The sequence below is a fragment of the Bifidobacterium bifidum ATCC 29521 = JCM 1255 = DSM 20456 genome (genome assembly GCF_001025135.1).
Taxonomy (GTDB): Bacteria; Actinomycetota; Actinomycetes; order Actinomycetales; family Bifidobacteriaceae; genus Bifidobacterium; species Bifidobacterium bifidum.
Window position 1 is genome coordinate 2,018,624 of sequence record NZ_AP012323.1, and the last position, 18,414, is coordinate 2,037,037.

Genomic DNA, 18,414 nt, shown 5'->3' on the forward strand with positions numbered 1-18,414 from the left:
TTTCTCTTTTTCCGCGCCCCTCCATCGCGGTGTCGCACTTCACCAAAACACGGGTTGAAATAGCCGTTCTTGATAATTCCCCGTGTCAAATCGCCGTTTTCGGGCCACAAAACGGCGATTTGACACGGGGAATTGCGGATTTCGGCTATTTCAACCCGTATTGTGGCGCCCCGGCCCACGCATCTAGGCAAGGCATCGCAATCGGCGCAGTTTGTCTGGCGCGCCCGCCCGACCGCACAGGCGGGAAGCCCCGCCGAGGCCGGCACCGCACGCCAGAGCCGCTCCGGCAAGCTGACATCCCCGATCTGATCAACATCGGCGTGTTCTCCGCGCTGTACTTCGCGCTGGTCGCCGATCTGATTGCCAAAGCCGGCAAATACTCCAGCAAGATCGGCATCCTCATCAGCTACGTGGTGTTCGCGAACATCGACACCGACACATCATGAATTCACGGGCAACATTCGAGAGCAGCCATGCGGGGCGAACCGGCGCATATGCAGCCGGCGCAGACGGCATGAGCAGATCCAAGTCCGCTCCCGCGCCAGCGGCCGTCGTCCTCGGCCCTCGGGCGAAACTGTATCTGATGCTGCTCGCCAACACGCTGTTGTTCTTCCACGCGGATGCGCGAGCCGAAGCGCTGCTGACGGCACTGTTCCTCACGCCGCTGTTCCTTGCCGGACGCTGGCGTATGGGACTGCGGCTGACGGCCTGCTATGCGGTTCTGCTGGGGTGGGGATTGTGGTCGGACGCGGCGACGCTGGACACGGCGGGGCTTCGGGCGCCGCGTCAGCCTCCGGCTCTGACGCCGACGCCTGGATACATGTCGTCGGGCTGTTTTCCGTGGGGCTTCGCATGATGATGCCCTGTTTCATCACCGGTGCCTACGCGTTCTCCACCACGCGCGTCAGCGAATTCGTGTGCGCGCTGCGTCGTATGCGCGTGCCCGAATCGGTGGCCATCCCCTGCATGGTGGTCATCCGGTTCTTTCCGACGATCGGGCGGGACTACCGGCGAACCCGCGACGCGATGGCCCTTCGCGGTCTTGTCTCCGGCCGACTCGCGCTGCTGCGGCATCCGGCCCAGTCGCTGGAGTTCGTGCTGGTTCCGCTGTTGATGAACGCGACGATCGTCTCGCATGACCTGTCGGTCGCGGCACTTACCAAGGGATTGGGACGGCCCGGCCGGCATACCTGCATAACGGAGATTCACAGCGTTGGTTTGATTGGGCGGCGATGGCGGTCTGCACGATCCCGCTGGCACTGAGCATCGGCGGTGTACTATGAGCGATGTGATCATACGGTTGCGCGATTGCTCGTTCCGATACCGTCAGGCCGATGCGGATTCGGAGGATGGCGCCTCGCCACGGGGCGCCGCGGCAGGAGAGCGCCGGCGTCGAAACGGCGGCCGACGAGGCCGACGGATTCATCATCGACTGGCTGGTGGGACCGGATCGTTCACTGGGCCGCTACCGGTATCGGCTTGACCGGACCATCGCCAAGGGGTTGGAGGGCAAACCCTGTTATGTGTTTCATGCGACGGACGCGCCGGCAGGCTGCCCGTTCAGTGTGCTGGTGGCGATGGATCCGATGCCCGAACGGGCTGCGCTGGCGAGCGGCGGCCTGCTCAGTCATCTGCATTTTCAGTACGCCAGCGATGACGGAATGCTGTTGAGGGCGGAGTCCACATTGCGCAAACGCATGTGGTACCCGACGATGTGCGCCGACGAAGGCACGCTGCGCGACCAATGCGACATCGTGCGGGCCCTGCACAAGTTGCCTCCGCTCGACCGCGAGGCATAGGCTCATCGCCGGCATGATCGCCCGTCGATGAGCCTTGACGTGTCACGCGAACTGGCTGTTGTACAGTGCGGCGTAACGGCCGCCGCGTTCCAACAGTTCATGATGGTTGCCGTGCTCGATGATGTCACCATGTTCCATATACAGAATCAGGTCCGCGTCACGGATCGTCGACAGCCGGTGCGCGATGACGAAGCTGGTGCGTCCTGCCATCAGTCTTGTCATGGCTTTGCCGATTTCCGCCTCGGTCCGGGTATCGACGGAGCTGGTAGCCTCGTCGAGTATCAGGATCGGCGGGTCCGCAAGGAAGACGCGGGCGATGGTGAGCAGCTGGCGTTGCCCGACCGACAGGTTCCCGGCCTCGTTGTCGAGTACGGTATCGTAGCCGTGCGGCAGCGTGCGTATGAAGTAGTCGGCGCGCACGGCTTTGGCCGCCGCGATGATCTCCTCGCGGGTCGCATCGGGCCGCCCGTAGGCGAGATTCTCCGCCACGGTGCCGCCGAACAGCCACGTATCCTGCAGCACCATGCCGAATTCGCGGCGCAGATCGCCTCGCGTCATGGCGGCTGTGGATACGCCGTCAAGCGTTATCGCGCCGCCATCGATCTCGTAGAATCGCATCAGCAGGTTGATCAGCGTGGTCTTGCCCGCGCCGGTTGACCCGACGATTGCGACCTTCTGCCCTGGCTCGGCCACGAAGTTGACGTCTTTCATCAGCGGCCGTTGCGGATCGTATCCGAACCTCACGTGGTTGAACACCACACGGCCCTGCACAGGCTCCTCAGCGATCTTCGCCGCGTCAGCTGGCTGGGGGTCGGGCCGTTCCTCTTCCTCGTCCAACAGCTCGAAGGTGCGTTCGGCGGACGCGAGCGCGGACTGCAGCGAGTTGATCATGTAGCTGGCTTCGGTCAACGGTTCGGACACCTGGTTGATGTATTGGTAGAACGCCTGCGCCACGCCGACGGTCATGCGGCCGCCAAGTACCATCCAACCGGCGAGCAGCATCACCGCCATCTGCGAGAACCGCGCGATCATGCGGATCAGAGGATTGACGGATATCGTGATGAAGTCGGCGAGCTGCGCGGCTTTTCGGGTGCGTTCGGCGGCGTCCTCCATCGCTGCCGCACTGTCTTCCTCGCGATTGTATGCCTTGATGATGTTGCGGCCCTTGTAGTATTCCTCGGCCAGGCCGGTCAGCTCTCCGATGGTCTCCTGACGCAATGACGCGATCTCGAGGTTCTTGCGGGCGACCAGTTTGGTTACCCACATGCTCAATGCCATGAACACGAGGAACACGACCGTGAGCAGCCACGAGTAGTAGACCATGATGACCAGCGAGCCGGTCACCGTGGTGATGGCAGTGATGAGTCGCAGCAACCCCGTCTGCATGACTTCGCTGATACGGTCAAGATCGTTGGTGACCTTGCTCAGCACTTCTCCCGGCTTATTGCGGTCGAAGAAGCGCAGCGGAAGCCGCTGGATCTTCGCGCTGATCTGCTTGCGCAGCGTCAGGTTGAGGTTTTCGGCCACGGACGCCATCAGATAGGACTGCAGGTAGTAGAAGCCCCACTCGCCGAGATACAGGATTGCCAGAATCAGGATCGTCCAGCCGATACCGCCGGCGTTCCAGCTTACTGAGAACGGAACGCCGTCACGCCATGCGCCCTGCACGGCATCCCATATCGAGTCCACCACGACGGCGCTGTACATCGGAGCGGCGATATGGAAAAACGTGAACAGCAGAATCGACGCGGCGACCACGCACAGGCGCACCCGCTGATTGCCCAGCTGCACGAACAGCCGCCGGGCTGTGGCCATCGCGTTCTTCGGCGCTTCGAGCTCGATGTCGTCGGTCTTTACCGTGTCGCCCGCGTTCACAACGGTTTCCGTCATATCGTCATTCTGCGTTGTCATTCTCGTCACGCCTCCTCTCCCATTGCCGGCTCCTTGGTCTGCGATTCGACGATTTCGCGGTACACCTCGCAGTCCGCCATCAGTTCGTCATGTTTGCCGATGCCTGCCACTTGTCCGTCCGACAGCACGACGATCTGGTCGGCGTGCTGGACGGTGCTCACGCGCTGCGCGATGATGAGCACCGCACGCCCGTTCGTCTCTGCGGCGAGCGCATGCCGCAACGCGGCGTCGGTCTTGAAATCGAGCGCCGAGAAACTGTCATCGAACACCACCAGCTGGGTGTCTCCGGTCAGTGCGCGCGCAATCGACAGACGCTGCTTCTGCCCACCGGAGAAGTTCGTACCGCCTTGCGCGACGCGGGATTCCAGTCCTTGCGGCAGCGAATCGACGAACTCGCGGGCCTGCGCGACATCGATCGCATGATTCAGCCGCTCATCGGAGGCATCTCGGTCTCCGTACCGCAGATTGTCGGCAATCGTCCCCGAGAACAACCACGCCTGCTGCTGTACGTAGGACACGCGGCGCCGCAGATCGTGCTGCGTCATCTTGCGCACGTCCACGCCATCGAGGGTGACTTCTCCCCAATTGGCGTCATGGAACCGCAGTGCGAGCATGGCGATCGTCGATTTGCCCGAGCCCGTGCCACCGATGATCGCCGTGGTCTGGCCCGTCTTGCAGGAGAAGCTGACATGTCGCAACGTGTCCTCCTGCGCGTCCGCGAAACGGAATGTCACATCGCGGAACGCCAGCACCTCGCCGTCCGGGAGCGGACCGCGACCGCTCATATCCACCGCCGCGCCCGGCTCCGGGTCGGCGATCTGCGGACTGTGGTCCAGCACCAGCCGCACACGCTCGCAGCATTCAAGCGCCCTCGGCAAGGTGATGATCACCATCTGCGCCATCATCAGATAGAACAGCGCCATGATCGCATACTCCACGATGGCGGTGATGTCGCCGATTTGGAAGTTTCCGGCGCTGATGCGTCCTCCCGCGAGGAAATACACGACGACGATGAATGCGTTCATGCCGAAGTACGACAGGCCGTCGAGGTTCGCGAATAGCCGGTTCGCCTTGATGGACGTATCGGCGTAGTCGACGAACGTGCCGTCCATGCGCCGCCGCTCATGGGATTCCTTGTTGAAGGCGCGGATCACGCGGACGCCGGTAAGGTTTTCGAGTAGCACGGCGCCGATGCGGTCAAGCAGTTTCTGCAGTTTGCGGAACAACGGCGCCGCGGATCGCATGATGAACAGCGCCACGACGCACACGAAGGCTATCGCCACCAGCAGCCACAGAGACAGGGTCACGTCGAGCCGGAACGACAGGGTCAGCGCGATGATGAATATGATCGGCACCGGCATCAGCATGCACAGCACATTGGTCATGGCCATCTGGATGTTGACCACGTCGTTGATCGTTCGCGTGGTTATCGATGCCGTACCGAAATTGCGGAAATCATAGATCGACAGATCCATGGATTTGCGGTACAGAGCCATGCGCATGTCCTTGCCGACGCGAGAGGTCAACTGCGAGCAGCACCATCCGCCCGCCACGGCGCACATGCCGGAAATCAGCGCGGCCACGCCCATGCCGACCGCCGTGATGGTCATCTTCTTGAATGATGCGGATGTCGCGCTTTCGTTCAGCAGCTCCGCGGCGAATGTGGGAATGACCAGCGCGCCGACGACATCGACCAGCAGCAGCACCGTCGTCACCGCGCACAGCGCCCAGTATGGCTTCATGAAACGGGCAACCAGCCGCATGCTTCTTCCTTCCCCTCGCGAAATCGTCTACGCTCATATCTCAGTATTGTCCCGAAGTAGGACAATTGAGCCATACGGCGTGGCGAAGTCCGAGACGGGAAAACTACACGGAAATGTCATGCATCTGTTTGCGGAACACCCGCCCGTAGACGCCCATGCCCTTGAGCAACGCGCTGCGCAGCTCGTCAGGAAGCTCGCTCATCGCCCGATACTCCGCGGCGCGACTCGGCGCGATCAAGCTGTTGCAATATCTGCGCCCGGCAGGCGTGAAACGGACCGTTTTGACCCGACGATCGCCTTCGGCGTCCCCAAGCTCCACGAACCCATGCGCCACAAACGATGCGATGACATTGTTGACCGTCTGCCGCGGCAACAGCGTGTACTCGCAGATCGCCCGCTGCGACGCCCCATCATGGTCCTTGAGGTAGTCCAGAATGCACATCACATTATCCGACACTCCGGCTCGGCGAGCGTAATCCGAATACGCCACGTCAATGCGATGCAGTTCATCGAAGAACAAATCGATATGACTCGCGATCGATGACGCTTCAATATCCCGAGCCATGTCTCTCTCGCCGCCATGCCCCACAGCGGCATTCTCTGAATTGTCCGACATAAGGACAATCATACAGGCATTTCAGCGATTGCGCCAGAGGGAACGCCTCGCTGCCGCAACAGCGCCGGCACACGATTAAAACCCTCCATTGAAGCCACGGCTCAGGAAGCCATTGCGTTTGTTCTGTCTCAATGTCCCGGGCGACACACGCGAGATGGTTACGCCGATGACGCACACGAATGGAACAGCAAAGGATGCGACAAATGATCACGATGACCGCTACGCCGCGCCGACAGCACACGATCAGAGTGTCGGCCGAATGGGATACGGCAGGGGAATGAGATCGCCGCTAGCGTCATAGAACTCACGTAGGTTTATGGAGCGCACGCCCATCGCCTCGACCACATCGGGAATCTTAGGCTCTTTCTTCAACGGGTTGTTGGGGATGGGATGTATTGCTTGCTCATTGGTGACGACAATGATCCGGCCGGACCCACCGGGCGGCGCAGCGTTCGATGCGTTTCCTGCCGATGATCAGCGCCAGCAGTCCGGCGTTGCGGAAGATCTCGGTCACTCCCCTGCCTTTCCCGTGTTCGCGGAGGAAGTATCTTTTGAACTCGTCGGAATAGATGATGCGCGTCGGAGTGACGTTGGACACGGCCCACAGGCCGCGCAGGTACGAGGTTCGTCAGGAGTGAACTCCCTTCTCATCGCCGTTCCTTTCCGTATGAGACGCCATATACGGCAAAGGCCGGCATCCCATGGCGGTTTCCATGGGATGCCGGCCTCTCGGACGGACGTCCCCTTGAGGGAGAAGGACCCGAAGGGCCGGGGCATCCGTCAGACCGTTCAGGCGATGGTGCTCGCCTTGCGGGACTTGACGCCGACGGTCACGCCGGCGCCGATCAGGAGGGCTGCGACCACGGTGAACAGCACGGTGCCCGCGCCGCCGGTGAGCGGCAGCTGGGTGATGCTCTTCACGTTCTCCACGACCACTTCGGCGGTGCTGCCGTCGGAGACCAGTCCCCAACGATCGCTGCTGACGCCATCGGCGTCGATCGTGTAGGACGGTTTCGCGGTCTGGTCCGCGCCGGTGCCGGAGAGGTTGGCCGCGATCGTGAAGCTGAAGGACACGCCCACGTTGACGTAGCCGTTCGGGGCTGCGATCTCCTCGATGGTGTACTTGCCCTCGTCAAGGGCCGTGAAGGTCACCTTGCCGTTCGGGTCGGTGGTGAACACGCCGGAGAGGGTGCCGTCGGCGGTGGATTCCGGCTTGGTGTCGAGGGTGATCCACTTGCCGTTGCCGTCCTGGTCGCGGGTGTAGGCGAGGTACTTGCCGGCGGCATTCTTGATGGCGAACTTGGCGCCCTCGAGCGCAGCACCGGTGGTCTTGTCCTTCTTGACCAGGGTGTAGTCGAAGTTGAAGACCTTGACCGGGGTGCCCGGCACTTCCTGCTTGCTCTCGTTGTTGCTCGGATCGTTCGGATACTTGATCGTCGGGGTGTTCGCGGCGCCGGTGTTGCCGGTGCTGCCGGTCACGGTGGCCTTGTATTCGACGGTCACGTTCTTGCCGACCAGGTCGGCGTCGGTGAACTTGGAGTCATCGACGGGGGTGCCCTTGAAGCCCTTGGCCTTGATGTAGCCGCTCAGGTCGATGATGAAGGTCTTGGACGTGGCGTCGAAGCCGGCGACCGTGTAGTCGGTGCCGGCCCTCAGCTGCTTGTTATCGACCGTGACCTTCAGGGTGTCGGTCTTGTAGGACAGTGGCGCGTTGTGCGCGAACTTATCGGACACGGTGAACTGGTAACCGTTGACCTTGTAGCCCACGTAGTTCGGAACCTTGGTCGTGATCGTGTAGGAGGCATCCTGCCCGGCTGCGACGGTCTGGTCGGTCACGGTCTTGCTGACCGACGCGGTCTGGTTCTTCATGTCGATGGAACCGGAGGAGTACACCGTGTTGTTGATGGTCAGCTTGGTGCCGGCGAGGATCGGCAGGGCCTTGCTGCTCTTGCCGGTCACGACCTGGTCGACGATCAGCCACAGGCCCGGGCTGTCCAGCGTGAACGTGGCCTGCTTGTTTTCGTTGGACAGGGTCGACGTGACCGTGGTCGTGGCCTTGGACGCGAGCTTGTCGGCGAGGCCGCGGGTGGTGCCGTCGCCCAGCCACGGGCTCGTGGTGGACTTGTCGAGCTTGGCCTGGTCCTGCTGCTGCGCCCAGGCGAGCGGATCGCCGGTGCCCGTATACTTCAGGTAGTCGGCAATATCCTTCTTGAGGCCGTCCTCGGTCTTGAGGGTGACGCTCTGGTTCGGGGCGGTGCCGTACACGTCGTAGGACGCGACCTTCACGACCTTGAACGTGTGTCCAGTCAATTGGTCCGCGCTCGTGGCGTTCAACGTGATGGTCTTCTCACCGTCCGTGACGACCTGCGCGTTCGCGCTGGACGCCGCGACGGCCCCCAGTCCCGCGACGGTGGCGATGGCGGCCGCCATCGCCGTGATCTTAGTGAGTTTCATGGGGAACTCTCCTTCTTTCATGAAAGACCGTTCGGCCGGACGGTCGAACGGGCCGCGCGCCGGCGTGCATGCGGCGCGCGAAATCTGTCGCTACGCCCTGGAGCGTTTCGCTCCGAGGACGGCCAGCACGAGCGCTGCGGCGATGACGGACAGGCCGAGCATCGTGTTGTTCCGGGCCTCGGACGCACCCGTCAACGGCAGCGCGCTCTGTGCGACCCGCGTGATCGTGAACGCCGCCTTCGCGATGCCGGTGACGTCGGCCGTGTTTCCCTCGTCGTCCTTGGTCTTTGCGATGGAGGCATGGACGGTGAGGGCGCCGCTGGATGCGGTGCCGCCGGTGGCCGTGATGGTGATCCGGTATCCGGCCTTCGAGCAGGCAAGGTCGCCCGGGCAGTCCGTCCGGTCCTCGGCCGCGTAAAACGTATACGTGCCGGCCTTGGCCACGCCGTCCCGCAGACCGCCGACGGACCGTGTTTTGGATACCGTGATGGTCTTGTCCCTAACGGCCTGTCTGGTGGCCTGGTCGGATGGGATGAACGTGAACCTGAACGTCTCGCCGTTCTTCGAATCGCGGCCGGTCAGAGTTTTGGAGCCGTTCACGGTGACCGTGGCGGGTGTCGGACTGTTGACGAATCCACTGGTGAACGTCCAGTCGGGATGCGTGTTGTCGAGCGTGAACGGGTGGCTACTGTCATCCTTGTGGAACCCGGACGGGGCTTGGGAGTCGGTGAGCGTGTACGCGCCCATGTCGAGGCCTGTCACCCTGAACGATCCGTCGGTCCGGTCCTCGTCGCCGTCGCCGTTGTCCGTGATGGTCCTGGACTGGCCGTCCGGGCCGGTCAGAGTCCAGGAGGATCCGGCCAGCGGATTGTTTTCGGTGTCGGTCTTGCGCCATGAGACGGTTCCCTTGCGGGTCTTGACGTCGACCAGCCGGGTGTCGAACGTGGCGCGGCCGCATTGGTCTTTGACCGTGACCTTCACATGGCATGGGCCTTCGTTCGGGAACGTGATGGAAGTGGCCGATCCGGTCGGGTCGGAGAACGACGCGTTGCAGTCGGATTGCCACTGGTACGTGTATGGCGGCGTGCCTTTGGTGACGGTCACGGAAGCCTGCACGGTCGATCCGGCCGTGGCGTCGGACGGGATCGTGGCCTTCACGTCGAGGCTTTTCTCCACTCCGGACAGGATGAGGAAGTTCAGGAACGCTCGTATGGCGTTGCGGTCGGCGTCGGTGTTTTTTTTGAATTCGTGTCCGGCCTCGTACATGACCATGCCGTTGCCGTAGTCGCCGTATCCGGGACCCACGGCCATGAACACGGCCGGACCGGGAGACATACCGGCGAGGACTTGCCGCTGGTTCGGGTCGGTCTCCAGCACCCTGGTGGTGGCGCGCCACGCGCTGCCGGGGGCGGGCATGTAGATCTCTTCCGCTCCGTTGGCGTGCGCGGCGAACGTGTTCCCGACGAACTGCATGATCGGGTCCGACGCGGCGCCCGTCACCCGGTAGGCGCCGCTTACACCCGACGCTTTTTTATGCTTGTCTCCGATGAGCAGGCCGTTGGCGGACAGGAAGAACATGGAACCGTCATCCACGCCCTTGCCCTTGGTATTGCTTTCGAGATAGGAGACGGCGTGGCATCCGGCCCAGATGTAGCCGCCGCCCTTGTTGAAGGAGGCGAGTGGGCTATGCGTCGCGGTGGTCGGTTCGGCGTGCGGCATGACGTAGATGTCGTCGCAGGAAGAGTCCAGGTCCGCCGGAGTCGCTTTTTCTTTGTAGACGCGGTCATCGGTGGTATTCTCGTTCCGCAGGATGCCGGACTTGACGAGGTAGCCTTTGGCTATCTTGCCGTTCTGATTGTCGAGCACGACGCGGGGGACCGAGGAGATCTTCCGGCTGTTATCGACGGTGACGGCGGTGTCGGTGGGCCCGTCGATGGACACGCCGTAGCCGCGCCACTTGGACAGCATCGACCTGACGTTGTAATCGACGTCGTCGCCGGATATGACGAACGGGCCGGAGATGTAGCCCTTGCCGTTGTAGGTGAGGTCCACGCCGGTCTGGCTGGTCTTGCTCCCGTTGATGACCCAGTACACCGGGACCTTGGCGTTGAGGACGAGATCGTAGATGAGGCCGTATGGTTTGAGCTGGGCGTCGTCAGAAGAGGTGTTGCCCATGTCGACGATGTACGAGCCGACGGGGAACGTGATCTCGCCCGTCTTGCCGGCGGACTTCACCGCTGTCTCCGCCGTGGACGTGCCGGCCGGCATGTCCTCGCCGCTCGCGGTGCCGCCCACCGACAACGCGAGCACCATGGCGAGGACGACCATTATAGCCAGGAGGAACCTATACCCCCCCCCCGGTGGTTTTTCCGTTTTCTGCCATTCTCATCAGTGCTTCCTTCCAAGGACGGAATCGGATTTCACGCCCGAACTATGACGCCGCGGATCAGAATCTCTTGTGAACAACAGCGGTATGCACAACGCCGCGAGCACGTAGGCCGCCACCACGGACAGAGGAACCGGACGCGGGTCGATGACCTGTGACTCGTCTGGAACCTCCGCCGGGATCGCGGCGCGCAGTCCGGACACGAGCAGACGGTGCGTGTTCACCCCGTACGGCGTGCATGTCATCAGGGTGACACGGTCCTCGTCCTCGACGATCCTGAGTTTCGACACGTCGGACGGTTCGATCACGCTGACGCGGTCGACCTTGTAGCCCAGGGTCTCGCCCATCACCTTGATGTAGAAGGAATCGCCCTTCTTGAGCTCGTCGAGCCTGGTGAACATCAATGCCTTGACCAAGCCCCTGTGCCCGGTGATGACCGCGTGCGTGCCCTTGCCTCCGACGGGCAGGCTGCTGCCATACAGGTGGCCTGCCCCGAGCTCGAGCGTGGATTCGGATGTGCCGTGGTAGATGGGCAGGTCGACCCCAATCTTCGGGATGGTGACCGACCCCATGACGCCCCCGCCAGCGTCAAGCATGGAGAGGTATCTCTTGTCGGAGACGGAACCCTTCGTCTGCGTGAACGGGTCCTTGGCCTCGCCGAGGACGTACTGTCCATGCGAGGCGAGGTCGCGGTTGTACGCGCGCGCCTCCTTCAATTCGTTCTCCGCCCGCGGATACGGCCAGCCCGCGACCGTTTTCTCCAGACGATCAGACGTGGCGGACTGTTCCCCGGCGGACCGCGACTGCAGCATGACCGGCACGGACACCACCACCAGCCCCGACACGACGAGCGCGACGGACACGACGGACAGCAGCCTTCCCCTGAACGACGCCCGGCGGCGCGCGTCGCAAGCCTTCCGGACGTCCTCCAGGCCCAGGACGGCTCCCCAACCACGGACGATGGTCTTCGACGATGCCGGCATGCGCACCTCCCTCCGGACGGATCGGCTTGGTTCCCTCACTGTGGAAGGCAGAATAACGCGGAACGACGACGAGGGACGTCTTCCACCCGACGCGCCCCCCTCTCCGCCGTACGAAGCCGGGATTCCTTTGCCGCGGACGGCAGCCATGACATCACCCCCCCGCCCCTTTGCCCCTTCCTTTCCGACACGCCGCGTTTCTGAAGGACGCCACCCCCATATCGTCTCGGCGGTCCGTCAGGAACGACGGGCGGACGGCCGTTCCCATGAATCGTCGGGCCCGCTCCCACGCGCGGAGGCGGTTCCGTGACCGGGGTCCGGCCCCGGCCTGTCTTCCGTCGTGTTCCGACACTCCTATACGTTGCCAAACGTTTGGGCATGCTGCTTCGGGCCGGCGATGGAGCGCATCCATCGGAGCCCGTTCGCCACGAAGGACGTCGGCGAGCGGTCTCCCGTCGCCGCCGACCGGTACTTGAAAGACACTGGCCGGCACCCGGAAGACACGGAAATGGCGATCCCCTGCGTTCGGAGCCATGAAATCCTTGAAGTAACAATCGTATCTCGAAGATTCCGGCTCGCTTCGACTCCCTGATTGTTAATCGTCCGATATCTAATCAGCTCGTCTTCACGAGCTTCAGGAACCACGGAACGCATCAACGCACCAAACGGCATCTGCAACGCAGAACCAATCGTGGATAGCTTGGTAAAAGACAAGTCCAACGGAGCATCCGCATTTAGCCATTGAGGAAGCTCGGCAAGACCATCTCTATGTGCTACAGCCACCGGAGCGTGGCTGGATGTACGGTAATGGACGCCATCGCCACACTCCCCTCTGATATCGCAGATGAAAAAATCCGCCACATGTAAGAGCAGCAGTCACGGCTTCAGGCGGGTATTGGTAATTTTCATGATATCCGAATGTTGGATTTCAACACGAGCAATGAATCGACGGAAGGAAGCACCTCCCATCAGGCCCCTACTAGGGTCGAAAGTCAATGGCAAGCAAAAAGTCCCCGGAAACGCCGATTTCCAAGGACTTAACCGTGCCCCCTGTGGGATTCGAACCCACAACCCACGACTTAAAAGGACGCTGCTCTAACCGTTGAGCTAAAGGGGCAACATTACCAAGATACACGCGAACACCGGACAATGTCCAGTACGGCGTTGCGCGCAGGCGGCATCTTGCGCGCGCTGACTGACGACCACCCCCAGTCGCTACGCGACAGCCCCCGCCAGCGGGGGGGGGGCAAAAGATGGCACAGTCCCTACGCGGCAGCCCTCCGGGCCCTGCAACTACGGATGTGCTACGCACGACCATTCTGCTGCTCGCCTGTCAGCTCGACTTCGCCTACAAACAGCTCCGCTGTTTGCTTAACGGCTCAGCCCGCCAGCGGGGGGGCAAGACAGCAGTCGCCCCGCGACGCGCTGAATCAGATCAGGCCTAGGGTGACGAAGGCGTTGGCGATACCGTCGTCGTGGATGTCGGTGGTGGTCATGTCGCAGAAACACTCGATGCCATGAGTGGCGTTGCCCATCGCCACGGATGTGCCCGCGGCCTTGAGCATCGCGGTGTCGTTGTCGCTGTCGCCAATCGCGATTGTGTCGGCGATGCTGTAGCCGAGGTCCTTCGCCACATCGCACAGGGCCGTGCCCTTGTCGACGCCGTTGATGAGCAACTCGCCGTTGTTGGGCGAAATATCATCGTACGAGCCGTGAACCAGCGTGAACCACTCCCCCAAATCACGCGATACGTCATCAAAACTCACATCGGGATCCGCTCCGGAGAAATACGAGCCCTTGCTCGCATGGATGACATGCCCCAGCGTGGAACCGTCCGGCACCGCGATGTCGTCGATCAGATGCCAGTACCGCGCGAACTGACCGTTCTTCCACACGGCCGACCCCTTGGGTTCAAGATGCCGCGCATACCCGCACGAGATGTACATGCCGTCCGCGCCCTGCCACTGGTAGTTCTCGATGCCGTGCCGTTCGAAATACGCGGTTGCGGCGTCGATCGCCTCGGGCGCGATGTCATGCCGGAACAGCACCCGCCCGTTGACGTCCGCCTGCGCTCCGGCCACCGAGATCACGCCGTCGAATCCGAGATCGAGAATGCCGCGTTCGATCTTCGGCATCGAGCGTCCGGTGCAGATGAACAGCTTGTGGCCGCGCGACCGGGCCGCCTTGCATGCCTCCTGCGCGGAGATCGGCACTTCATGCCGTTCGTCGGCCAATGTGCCATCGATATCGAGAAACACCAGTTTGCTGGACATTGCCACCCTTCCCGCGCCTTCTCCAGGCGCTTCCGGTGCACCAGTGTAGGACTTCGGGCGGTCTTGCACTCCGCCCGGCCCGGCACGGCCCGGCTCGGCACAGCCCCGCCCGCGCACGGCCCACGACCTACATGCGCCCTGCCCTGGACGGGTCGATGGACATGGTCTGGAATCGGTTCGCCATGAAATCGTTGCCGAAATGGTCGGCGAAGAACTGCGTGATCGGCGAATCCAGCGCATGCCCCGCCATGCGCCCGTACCAGCAGTCGAACGCCATCAATGTCATCATGCCGTCGATGAACAGCAGCACGAACACCACGGCGGTCAGCGAATACCGTACCTTCCACGGAATCAGGTTGATGAACTTCAGCAGGTACGGCAGCACGAACTTGATCCAGGCAAGTCCCATAATCCCCCAGAACACCATGTACTTGCCGGAGGTGCGACCGCCTATCGACAGCCATTCGCCCGTGTAATCCCAGGCCTTGATACCGAACGCGACCTCCATGAACCAGCTGGAGCAGTACTCGAACACGCCGCCGATCAGAGCGCTGGAGAAGAAGATCAGCACCCAGTTCGAGCGCCACAGCCGGTTGAGCAGAATCGTCATGAATCCGGCGCCGAACCCGTAGATCGGCGAGAACGGCCCCCACAGCATGCCAGCGCGATCCTGATATTCGCCGTAGTAATACCAGTGATATATCGTCTCGACCACCAGCCCGATCATGCAGCCGATGACGAAAATCCAGAACAGGTTGAAGAAATCCAGCGAGATATAGCCCTTGCCGCTCATGTCGCGGCCAACCATGCCCTTGGCGAGCGCCGCCTCGTATTCGTCGCGCTCATCCATGCGCCTGAGCGCGCGCTGCAGCCGCCGTTCCTCCAGCAGAGTCGGGTCAAGGGTTATGGCGAGCGCGACCAGTATGGTCATCTGGATGGACGGCACGAGCAGATTCGCGCCCAACCCGTCCAATGCGAGCGACAGCAGTCCCTCGGCGAACGTCACCATCATGACGATATACGACCACCAGGCGGAATACCGCCGTCGGTTGCGGATCAGCAGCACGCCCAGCACGGTCAGGCATGCCGCGTTGGCGCTGGAGACCACCGTCTGGGCGCATGTGAGGATGAATGTCAGGTTCAGCACGTCGACGGTCACACGGCCGTCGAGAATCTCATGCACCGAATATCCCGCCATCAGCACGATGACGGGGAGAGTGATGACGCCCTGCAGCAGCACGAGCACGCCGTAGACGCGGGCGATCAGCGGCAGCCGCCTGTCCGCGGCATCCTTGCCGGAGTGGCTTTTCGCTTCTTGTTCGACGTCGGCGAGTACCGCCTGGTTGGCGAGTGCGTCGACGTCCGCGGCGAGCTCCTGCCCGTCGCGACGCTGACTGGTCGTGTCAGAGGCCATGTATCAGCGCTTCGACGAGCGTTTGCCGGCGTTCGCGGCGTTGACGGCACGCAGCAGCTGCCAATCGCGTGTCATGTACATGCCGAAGGCCACGCCGAACGCGATCAGCCCCACCATGTCAGCGGTGAACAGTGAGAAGACCATCACGAAGATCATCCAGCCGACCGTCCATTTGAACCGCGGACCGGGCTGCATGTGCTTCACGGCCATATATATGGTCACCGCGGCGACTCCCGCCGTCACGATGGCGTACAGGATGATGAGCGCCGTGTTGCTGCTGTTGCGGCTCAGCGCGGTCACGGCCTGAGCCGACGTCCGGGCGGCCTCGGACGTACTGGAAATCACGCCGAAGTACGACAGCGCGAAGAAGATGGCCATGCCGACCGAATACACGGCACCGGCGCACATGATCACACGTTCCGGCGTTCGTTTGGAGAATGGCGAGCGCGCATTGGCTTTTTCACGCTCGCGCAGATAGTTGTTCTGCTTGGATGTCATAACGGCGATACCTCCGACGTCGGTGTACGAATCATGTTCCATCGTAATACAGTCAGATGGATTACGCTCCTTGCCGGAAAGCCGTGCCGTGCGCGGGCTGGGGCTGCTACACCACGCCCAGCCGCTCGAAGGCGTGCGCGAGGCCGCTCGCGTCCACCGCATCGGCGACCCAATCGGCGGCGTCTTTGGCGCACTGCTCCCCGTTGCCCATCGCGATGCCGATGCCGGCCACCTCGTTCATGGTCAGGTCATTGTCGCTGTCGCCGATCGCCACCGTGTCGGCGAGCGGCACGCCCATGGTGGCCGCAGCGAAACGCAGTCCCCCGCCCTTGCTGCCAGGCACCAGGTCGCCGAGCGTAACGCCATCCCGCCGCGTCTGCTCGCGCGCGGCGGGATTCGGGTTTACAGCTCCTCGCCGTTGGTGGCGATGACGTGCTGGTACCAGCCGAAGGACTTCTTGCGGCTGCGCTTGTACGAGCCGTGGCCTTCATCGTCGCCGTCCACGTAGATCAGGCCGTAGCGCTTCTTCATCTCGCCGGTGGTGAAGCTCACCACGTCGATGCAGCCCCAGACCGTGTAGCCCATGACGGGCACGCCGTCCAGGTCGATGGCCTTCTTGACCTCGGCGATGTGGCTCTTGAGGTATTCGATGCGCGAGTCGTCGGCGATGTAGCCGTTCCCGTCGGGCGTCTCGTACATGCCCACGCCGTTCTCGACGATGAACAGCGGCTTGTTCCAGCGCTCGTACATCTCGCACAGCGAGTAGCGCAGGCCGACCGGATCGATCTGCCAGCCCCAGTCGGTGGCCTTGATGTACGGGTTGGGCACCAGCCCGTCGAGGCCGTGCTCCATCGCGTCGAGCGTGGAGCCCTGCGAGCTGACGGCTACGGACATGTAGTAGCTCAGGGAGATGTAGTCGACGATGCCGTCCTTGATGGCGTCGAGGTCGCCCGGCTCCATTGCGATGTCGATGCCGTCACGCTCCCACCACTTGAGCAGGTAGCGCGGATACTCGCCGTGCACGTACACGTCGCCGAACAGGTAGCGCTTGCGCATCTGCTCCTGGGCGAGCATGACGTCGTCCGGGCGGCAAGTCTCCGGATAGATCGGCACGAAGGAGAGCATGCAGCCGATCTGGAAGTCCGGGTTGATCTCGCGTCCTCGCTTGACCGCGATGGCCGCGGCGACGAACTCGTTGTGAATCGCCTGCCAGACCTTCTGCTCCACCTCGTGCGGGGTGTCGTCCGGGTTGGGGATGATGCCGGAGTTCGTGTACGGGAAGATCGGCGTGTGCATGTTCATCTGGTTGTCGACCTCGTTGAAGGTCAGCCAGTAGGTCACCAGGTCCTTGTAGCGCTCCATCACCGTGGTGGCGAAGCGCACGAAGCAGTCGACGACCTTGCGGTTGGTGAAGCCGCCCATCTTGGCCAGGTGCAGGGGCATTTCGAAGTGGGAGAGGGTGACGACCGGCTCCATGCCCTTGGCGCGGTAGTCGGAGAACAGCTCTTCGTAGAACTTGAGTCCGGCCTCGTTCGGCTCCTCTTCGTCGCCGTTCGGAAAAATGCGGGACCAGGAGATGGATGTGCGGAAGCACTTGAAGCCCATTTCCCGGAACAGCGCATCGTCCTCGCGGAAGGTGTGATAATAGTCGATGCCGCGGTGGTTCGGGTAGTTGAGCCCGTCGATCACGCCGTCGGTGATCTTGCGGGCCACGCCGGCCGCCCCGCCGGTGAGTACGTCGCAGATGCTCGGGCCGCGGCCGTCCACGTCCCATGCGCCTTCAAGCTGATGTGCGGCGACCGCGCCGCCCCAGAGGAAATTCTCGGGAAATCCCATGATGCTTGTTCCTTTACTTGTGTTTGCCGTACGTGATATGCGTGTCGTGCGCCGAAGGCCCTCAGCCGTTGAGCTTTCGATACAGGTCGATGAGCTCGGTGACCATGAGCTTCACGGTCTCGGTCGACATCATCTGGTCTTCGACGTGGGTGAGCAGCAGCGACATCGTGACCGGGTCGCCGGCCGCCTCCTGCTGCACCAGCTTCGCGTGCTGTTCGTGGCCGACCGCGTACTGCTCGTCGCCGGACTTCATCTTCGCGGCGGCGGTCTCATAGTCGCCGGCCTTGACGGCCTGCAGCGCTTCCATGTAATCGGATTTCGCGGAGCCGGCAGCGACGATCATCTGCATGCACAGCACTTCCATGTCAAGGGTTTCGGGTGCGTCCGCCATTGGACTGTCCTTTCGTCGGTGTTCGCCGCGCCGGTCACCGGCTCGCGGCGGACGGTCATTCGTGGGGTTGGGTGGTGGGGAATGAGGGAGGGA

At 62.5% G+C, this 18,414-nt stretch carries 17 protein-coding genes and 1 tRNA gene; 4 read left to right on the forward strand and 14 right to left on the reverse strand.

Translation table 11 applies throughout. The annotated features are described in order from the left end of the window. Nucleotides 1-119: 119 nt before the first annotated feature. The 4 genes from BBBF_RS10435 (at nt 120) to BBBF_RS08485 (ending at nt 1,799) form a co-directional block, all read left to right on the forward strand. A complete protein-coding gene (locus BBBF_RS10435) occupies nt 120-446 on the forward strand; it encodes an MptD family putative ECF transporter S component (RefSeq protein ID WP_229032516.1) in 327 nt (108 codons plus the stop codon). 68 nt (nt 447-514) lie between these two features. Then, the gene (locus BBBF_RS10440) at nt 515-856 is read left to right on the forward strand and encodes a hypothetical protein (protein WP_003816002.1); all 342 of its coding nucleotides are present in this window, start codon (nt 515-517) and stop codon (nt 854-856) included. After that, a complete protein-coding gene (locus tag BBBF_RS10445; RefSeq protein ID WP_021648186.1) occupies nt 853-1,263 on the forward strand; it encodes an energy-coupling factor transporter transmembrane component T in 411 nt (136 codons plus the stop codon). Before BBBF_RS10440 ends, BBBF_RS10445 begins: the two co-directional genes overlap by 4 nt. 86 nt (nt 1,264-1,349) lie before the next feature. Then, complete coding sequence (locus BBBF_RS08485; RefSeq protein WP_074740746.1) at nt 1,350-1,799, forward strand: ABC transporter ATP-binding protein; 450 nt, start codon at nt 1,350-1,352, stop codon at nt 1,797-1,799. Between the two features lie 42 nt (nt 1,800-1,841). Here BBBF_RS08485 and BBBF_RS08490 read toward each other — a convergent pair whose 3' ends face one another. From BBBF_RS08490 to BBBF_RS08555, 14 genes are all read right to left on the reverse strand, one after another. Next, nucleotides 1,842-3,689, reverse strand: coding sequence for an ABC transporter ATP-binding protein (locus tag BBBF_RS08490; RefSeq protein ID WP_014760712.1), 1,848 nt, complete (start codon nt 3,687-3,689; stop codon nt 1,842-1,844). Nucleotides 3,690-3,715: 26 nt separating this feature from the next. Further along, entirely contained in the window at nt 3,716-5,473 is a 1,758-nt protein-coding gene (locus tag BBBF_RS08495) for an ABC transporter ATP-binding protein (RefSeq protein ID WP_003814218.1), read from the reverse strand. A gap of 103 nt (nt 5,474-5,576) precedes the next feature. After that, nucleotides 5,577-6,038 carry a MarR family winged helix-turn-helix transcriptional regulator gene (locus BBBF_RS08500; protein WP_013390305.1) on the reverse strand — a complete coding sequence of 154 codons (462 nt, stop codon included), beginning with the start codon at nt 6,036-6,038 and terminating at the stop codon, nt 5,577-5,579. Between the two features lie 454 nt (nt 6,039-6,492). Continuing rightward, nucleotides 6,493-6,687, reverse strand: coding sequence for a hypothetical protein (locus BBBF_RS08505; RefSeq protein ID WP_003814214.1), 195 nt, complete (start codon nt 6,685-6,687; stop codon nt 6,493-6,495). 191 nt (nt 6,688-6,878) lie between these two features. Then, the gene (locus tag BBBF_RS08510) at nt 6,879-8,543 is read right to left on the reverse strand and encodes a SpaA isopeptide-forming pilin-related protein (protein ID WP_003814213.1); all 1,665 of its coding nucleotides are present in this window, start codon (nt 8,541-8,543) and stop codon (nt 6,879-6,881) included. Between the two features lie 90 nt (nt 8,544-8,633). Next, nucleotides 8,634-10,871, reverse strand: coding sequence for a SpaA isopeptide-forming pilin-related protein (locus tag BBBF_RS08515; RefSeq protein WP_021648189.1), 2,238 nt, complete (start codon nt 10,869-10,871; stop codon nt 8,634-8,636). A 60-nt stretch (nt 10,872-10,931) separates the two neighbouring features. Further along, nucleotides 10,932-11,912 (reverse strand): class C sortase, encoded by a 981-nt coding sequence (locus tag BBBF_RS08520; protein ID WP_017143610.1) that lies wholly within the window; start codon nt 11,910-11,912, stop codon nt 10,932-10,934. A gap of 1,041 nt (nt 11,913-12,953) precedes the next feature. Beyond that, nucleotides 12,954-13,026, reverse strand: a tRNA-Lys gene (locus tag BBBF_RS08525). 313 nt (nt 13,027-13,339) lie between these two features. Then, on the reverse strand, nt 13,340-14,182 hold the full coding sequence (locus BBBF_RS08530; RefSeq protein WP_021648193.1) for a Cof-type HAD-IIB family hydrolase: 843 nt from the start codon (nt 14,180-14,182) through the stop codon (nt 13,340-13,342). Between the two features lie 127 nt (nt 14,183-14,309). Next, nucleotides 14,310-15,596: a putative ABC transporter permease gene (locus BBBF_RS08535; protein ID WP_003814202.1), complete on the reverse strand. Its 1,287-nt coding sequence runs from the start codon at nt 15,594-15,596 to the stop codon at nt 14,310-14,312. 3 nt (nt 15,597-15,599) lie between these two features. Then, nucleotides 15,600-16,094 carry a hypothetical protein gene (locus BBBF_RS08540; protein WP_022174007.1) on the reverse strand — a complete coding sequence of 165 codons (495 nt, stop codon included), beginning with the start codon at nt 16,092-16,094 and terminating at the stop codon, nt 15,600-15,602. 106 nt (nt 16,095-16,200) lie between these two features. Continuing rightward, nucleotides 16,201-16,437 (reverse strand): HAD family hydrolase, encoded by a 237-nt coding sequence (locus tag BBBF_RS08545; protein WP_003820345.1) that lies wholly within the window; start codon nt 16,435-16,437, stop codon nt 16,201-16,203. A 59-nt stretch (nt 16,438-16,496) separates the two neighbouring features. Further along, entirely contained in the window at nt 16,497-17,930 is a 1,434-nt protein-coding gene (locus tag BBBF_RS08550; RefSeq protein ID WP_003814196.1) for a 6-phospho-beta-glucosidase, read from the reverse strand. Nucleotides 17,931-17,991: 61 nt separating this feature from the next. Then, on the reverse strand, nt 17,992-18,321 hold the full coding sequence (locus tag BBBF_RS08555) for a PTS lactose/cellobiose transporter subunit IIA (protein ID WP_021648195.1): 330 nt from the start codon (nt 18,319-18,321) through the stop codon (nt 17,992-17,994). Between the last annotated feature and the right edge of the window lie 93 nt (nt 18,322-18,414).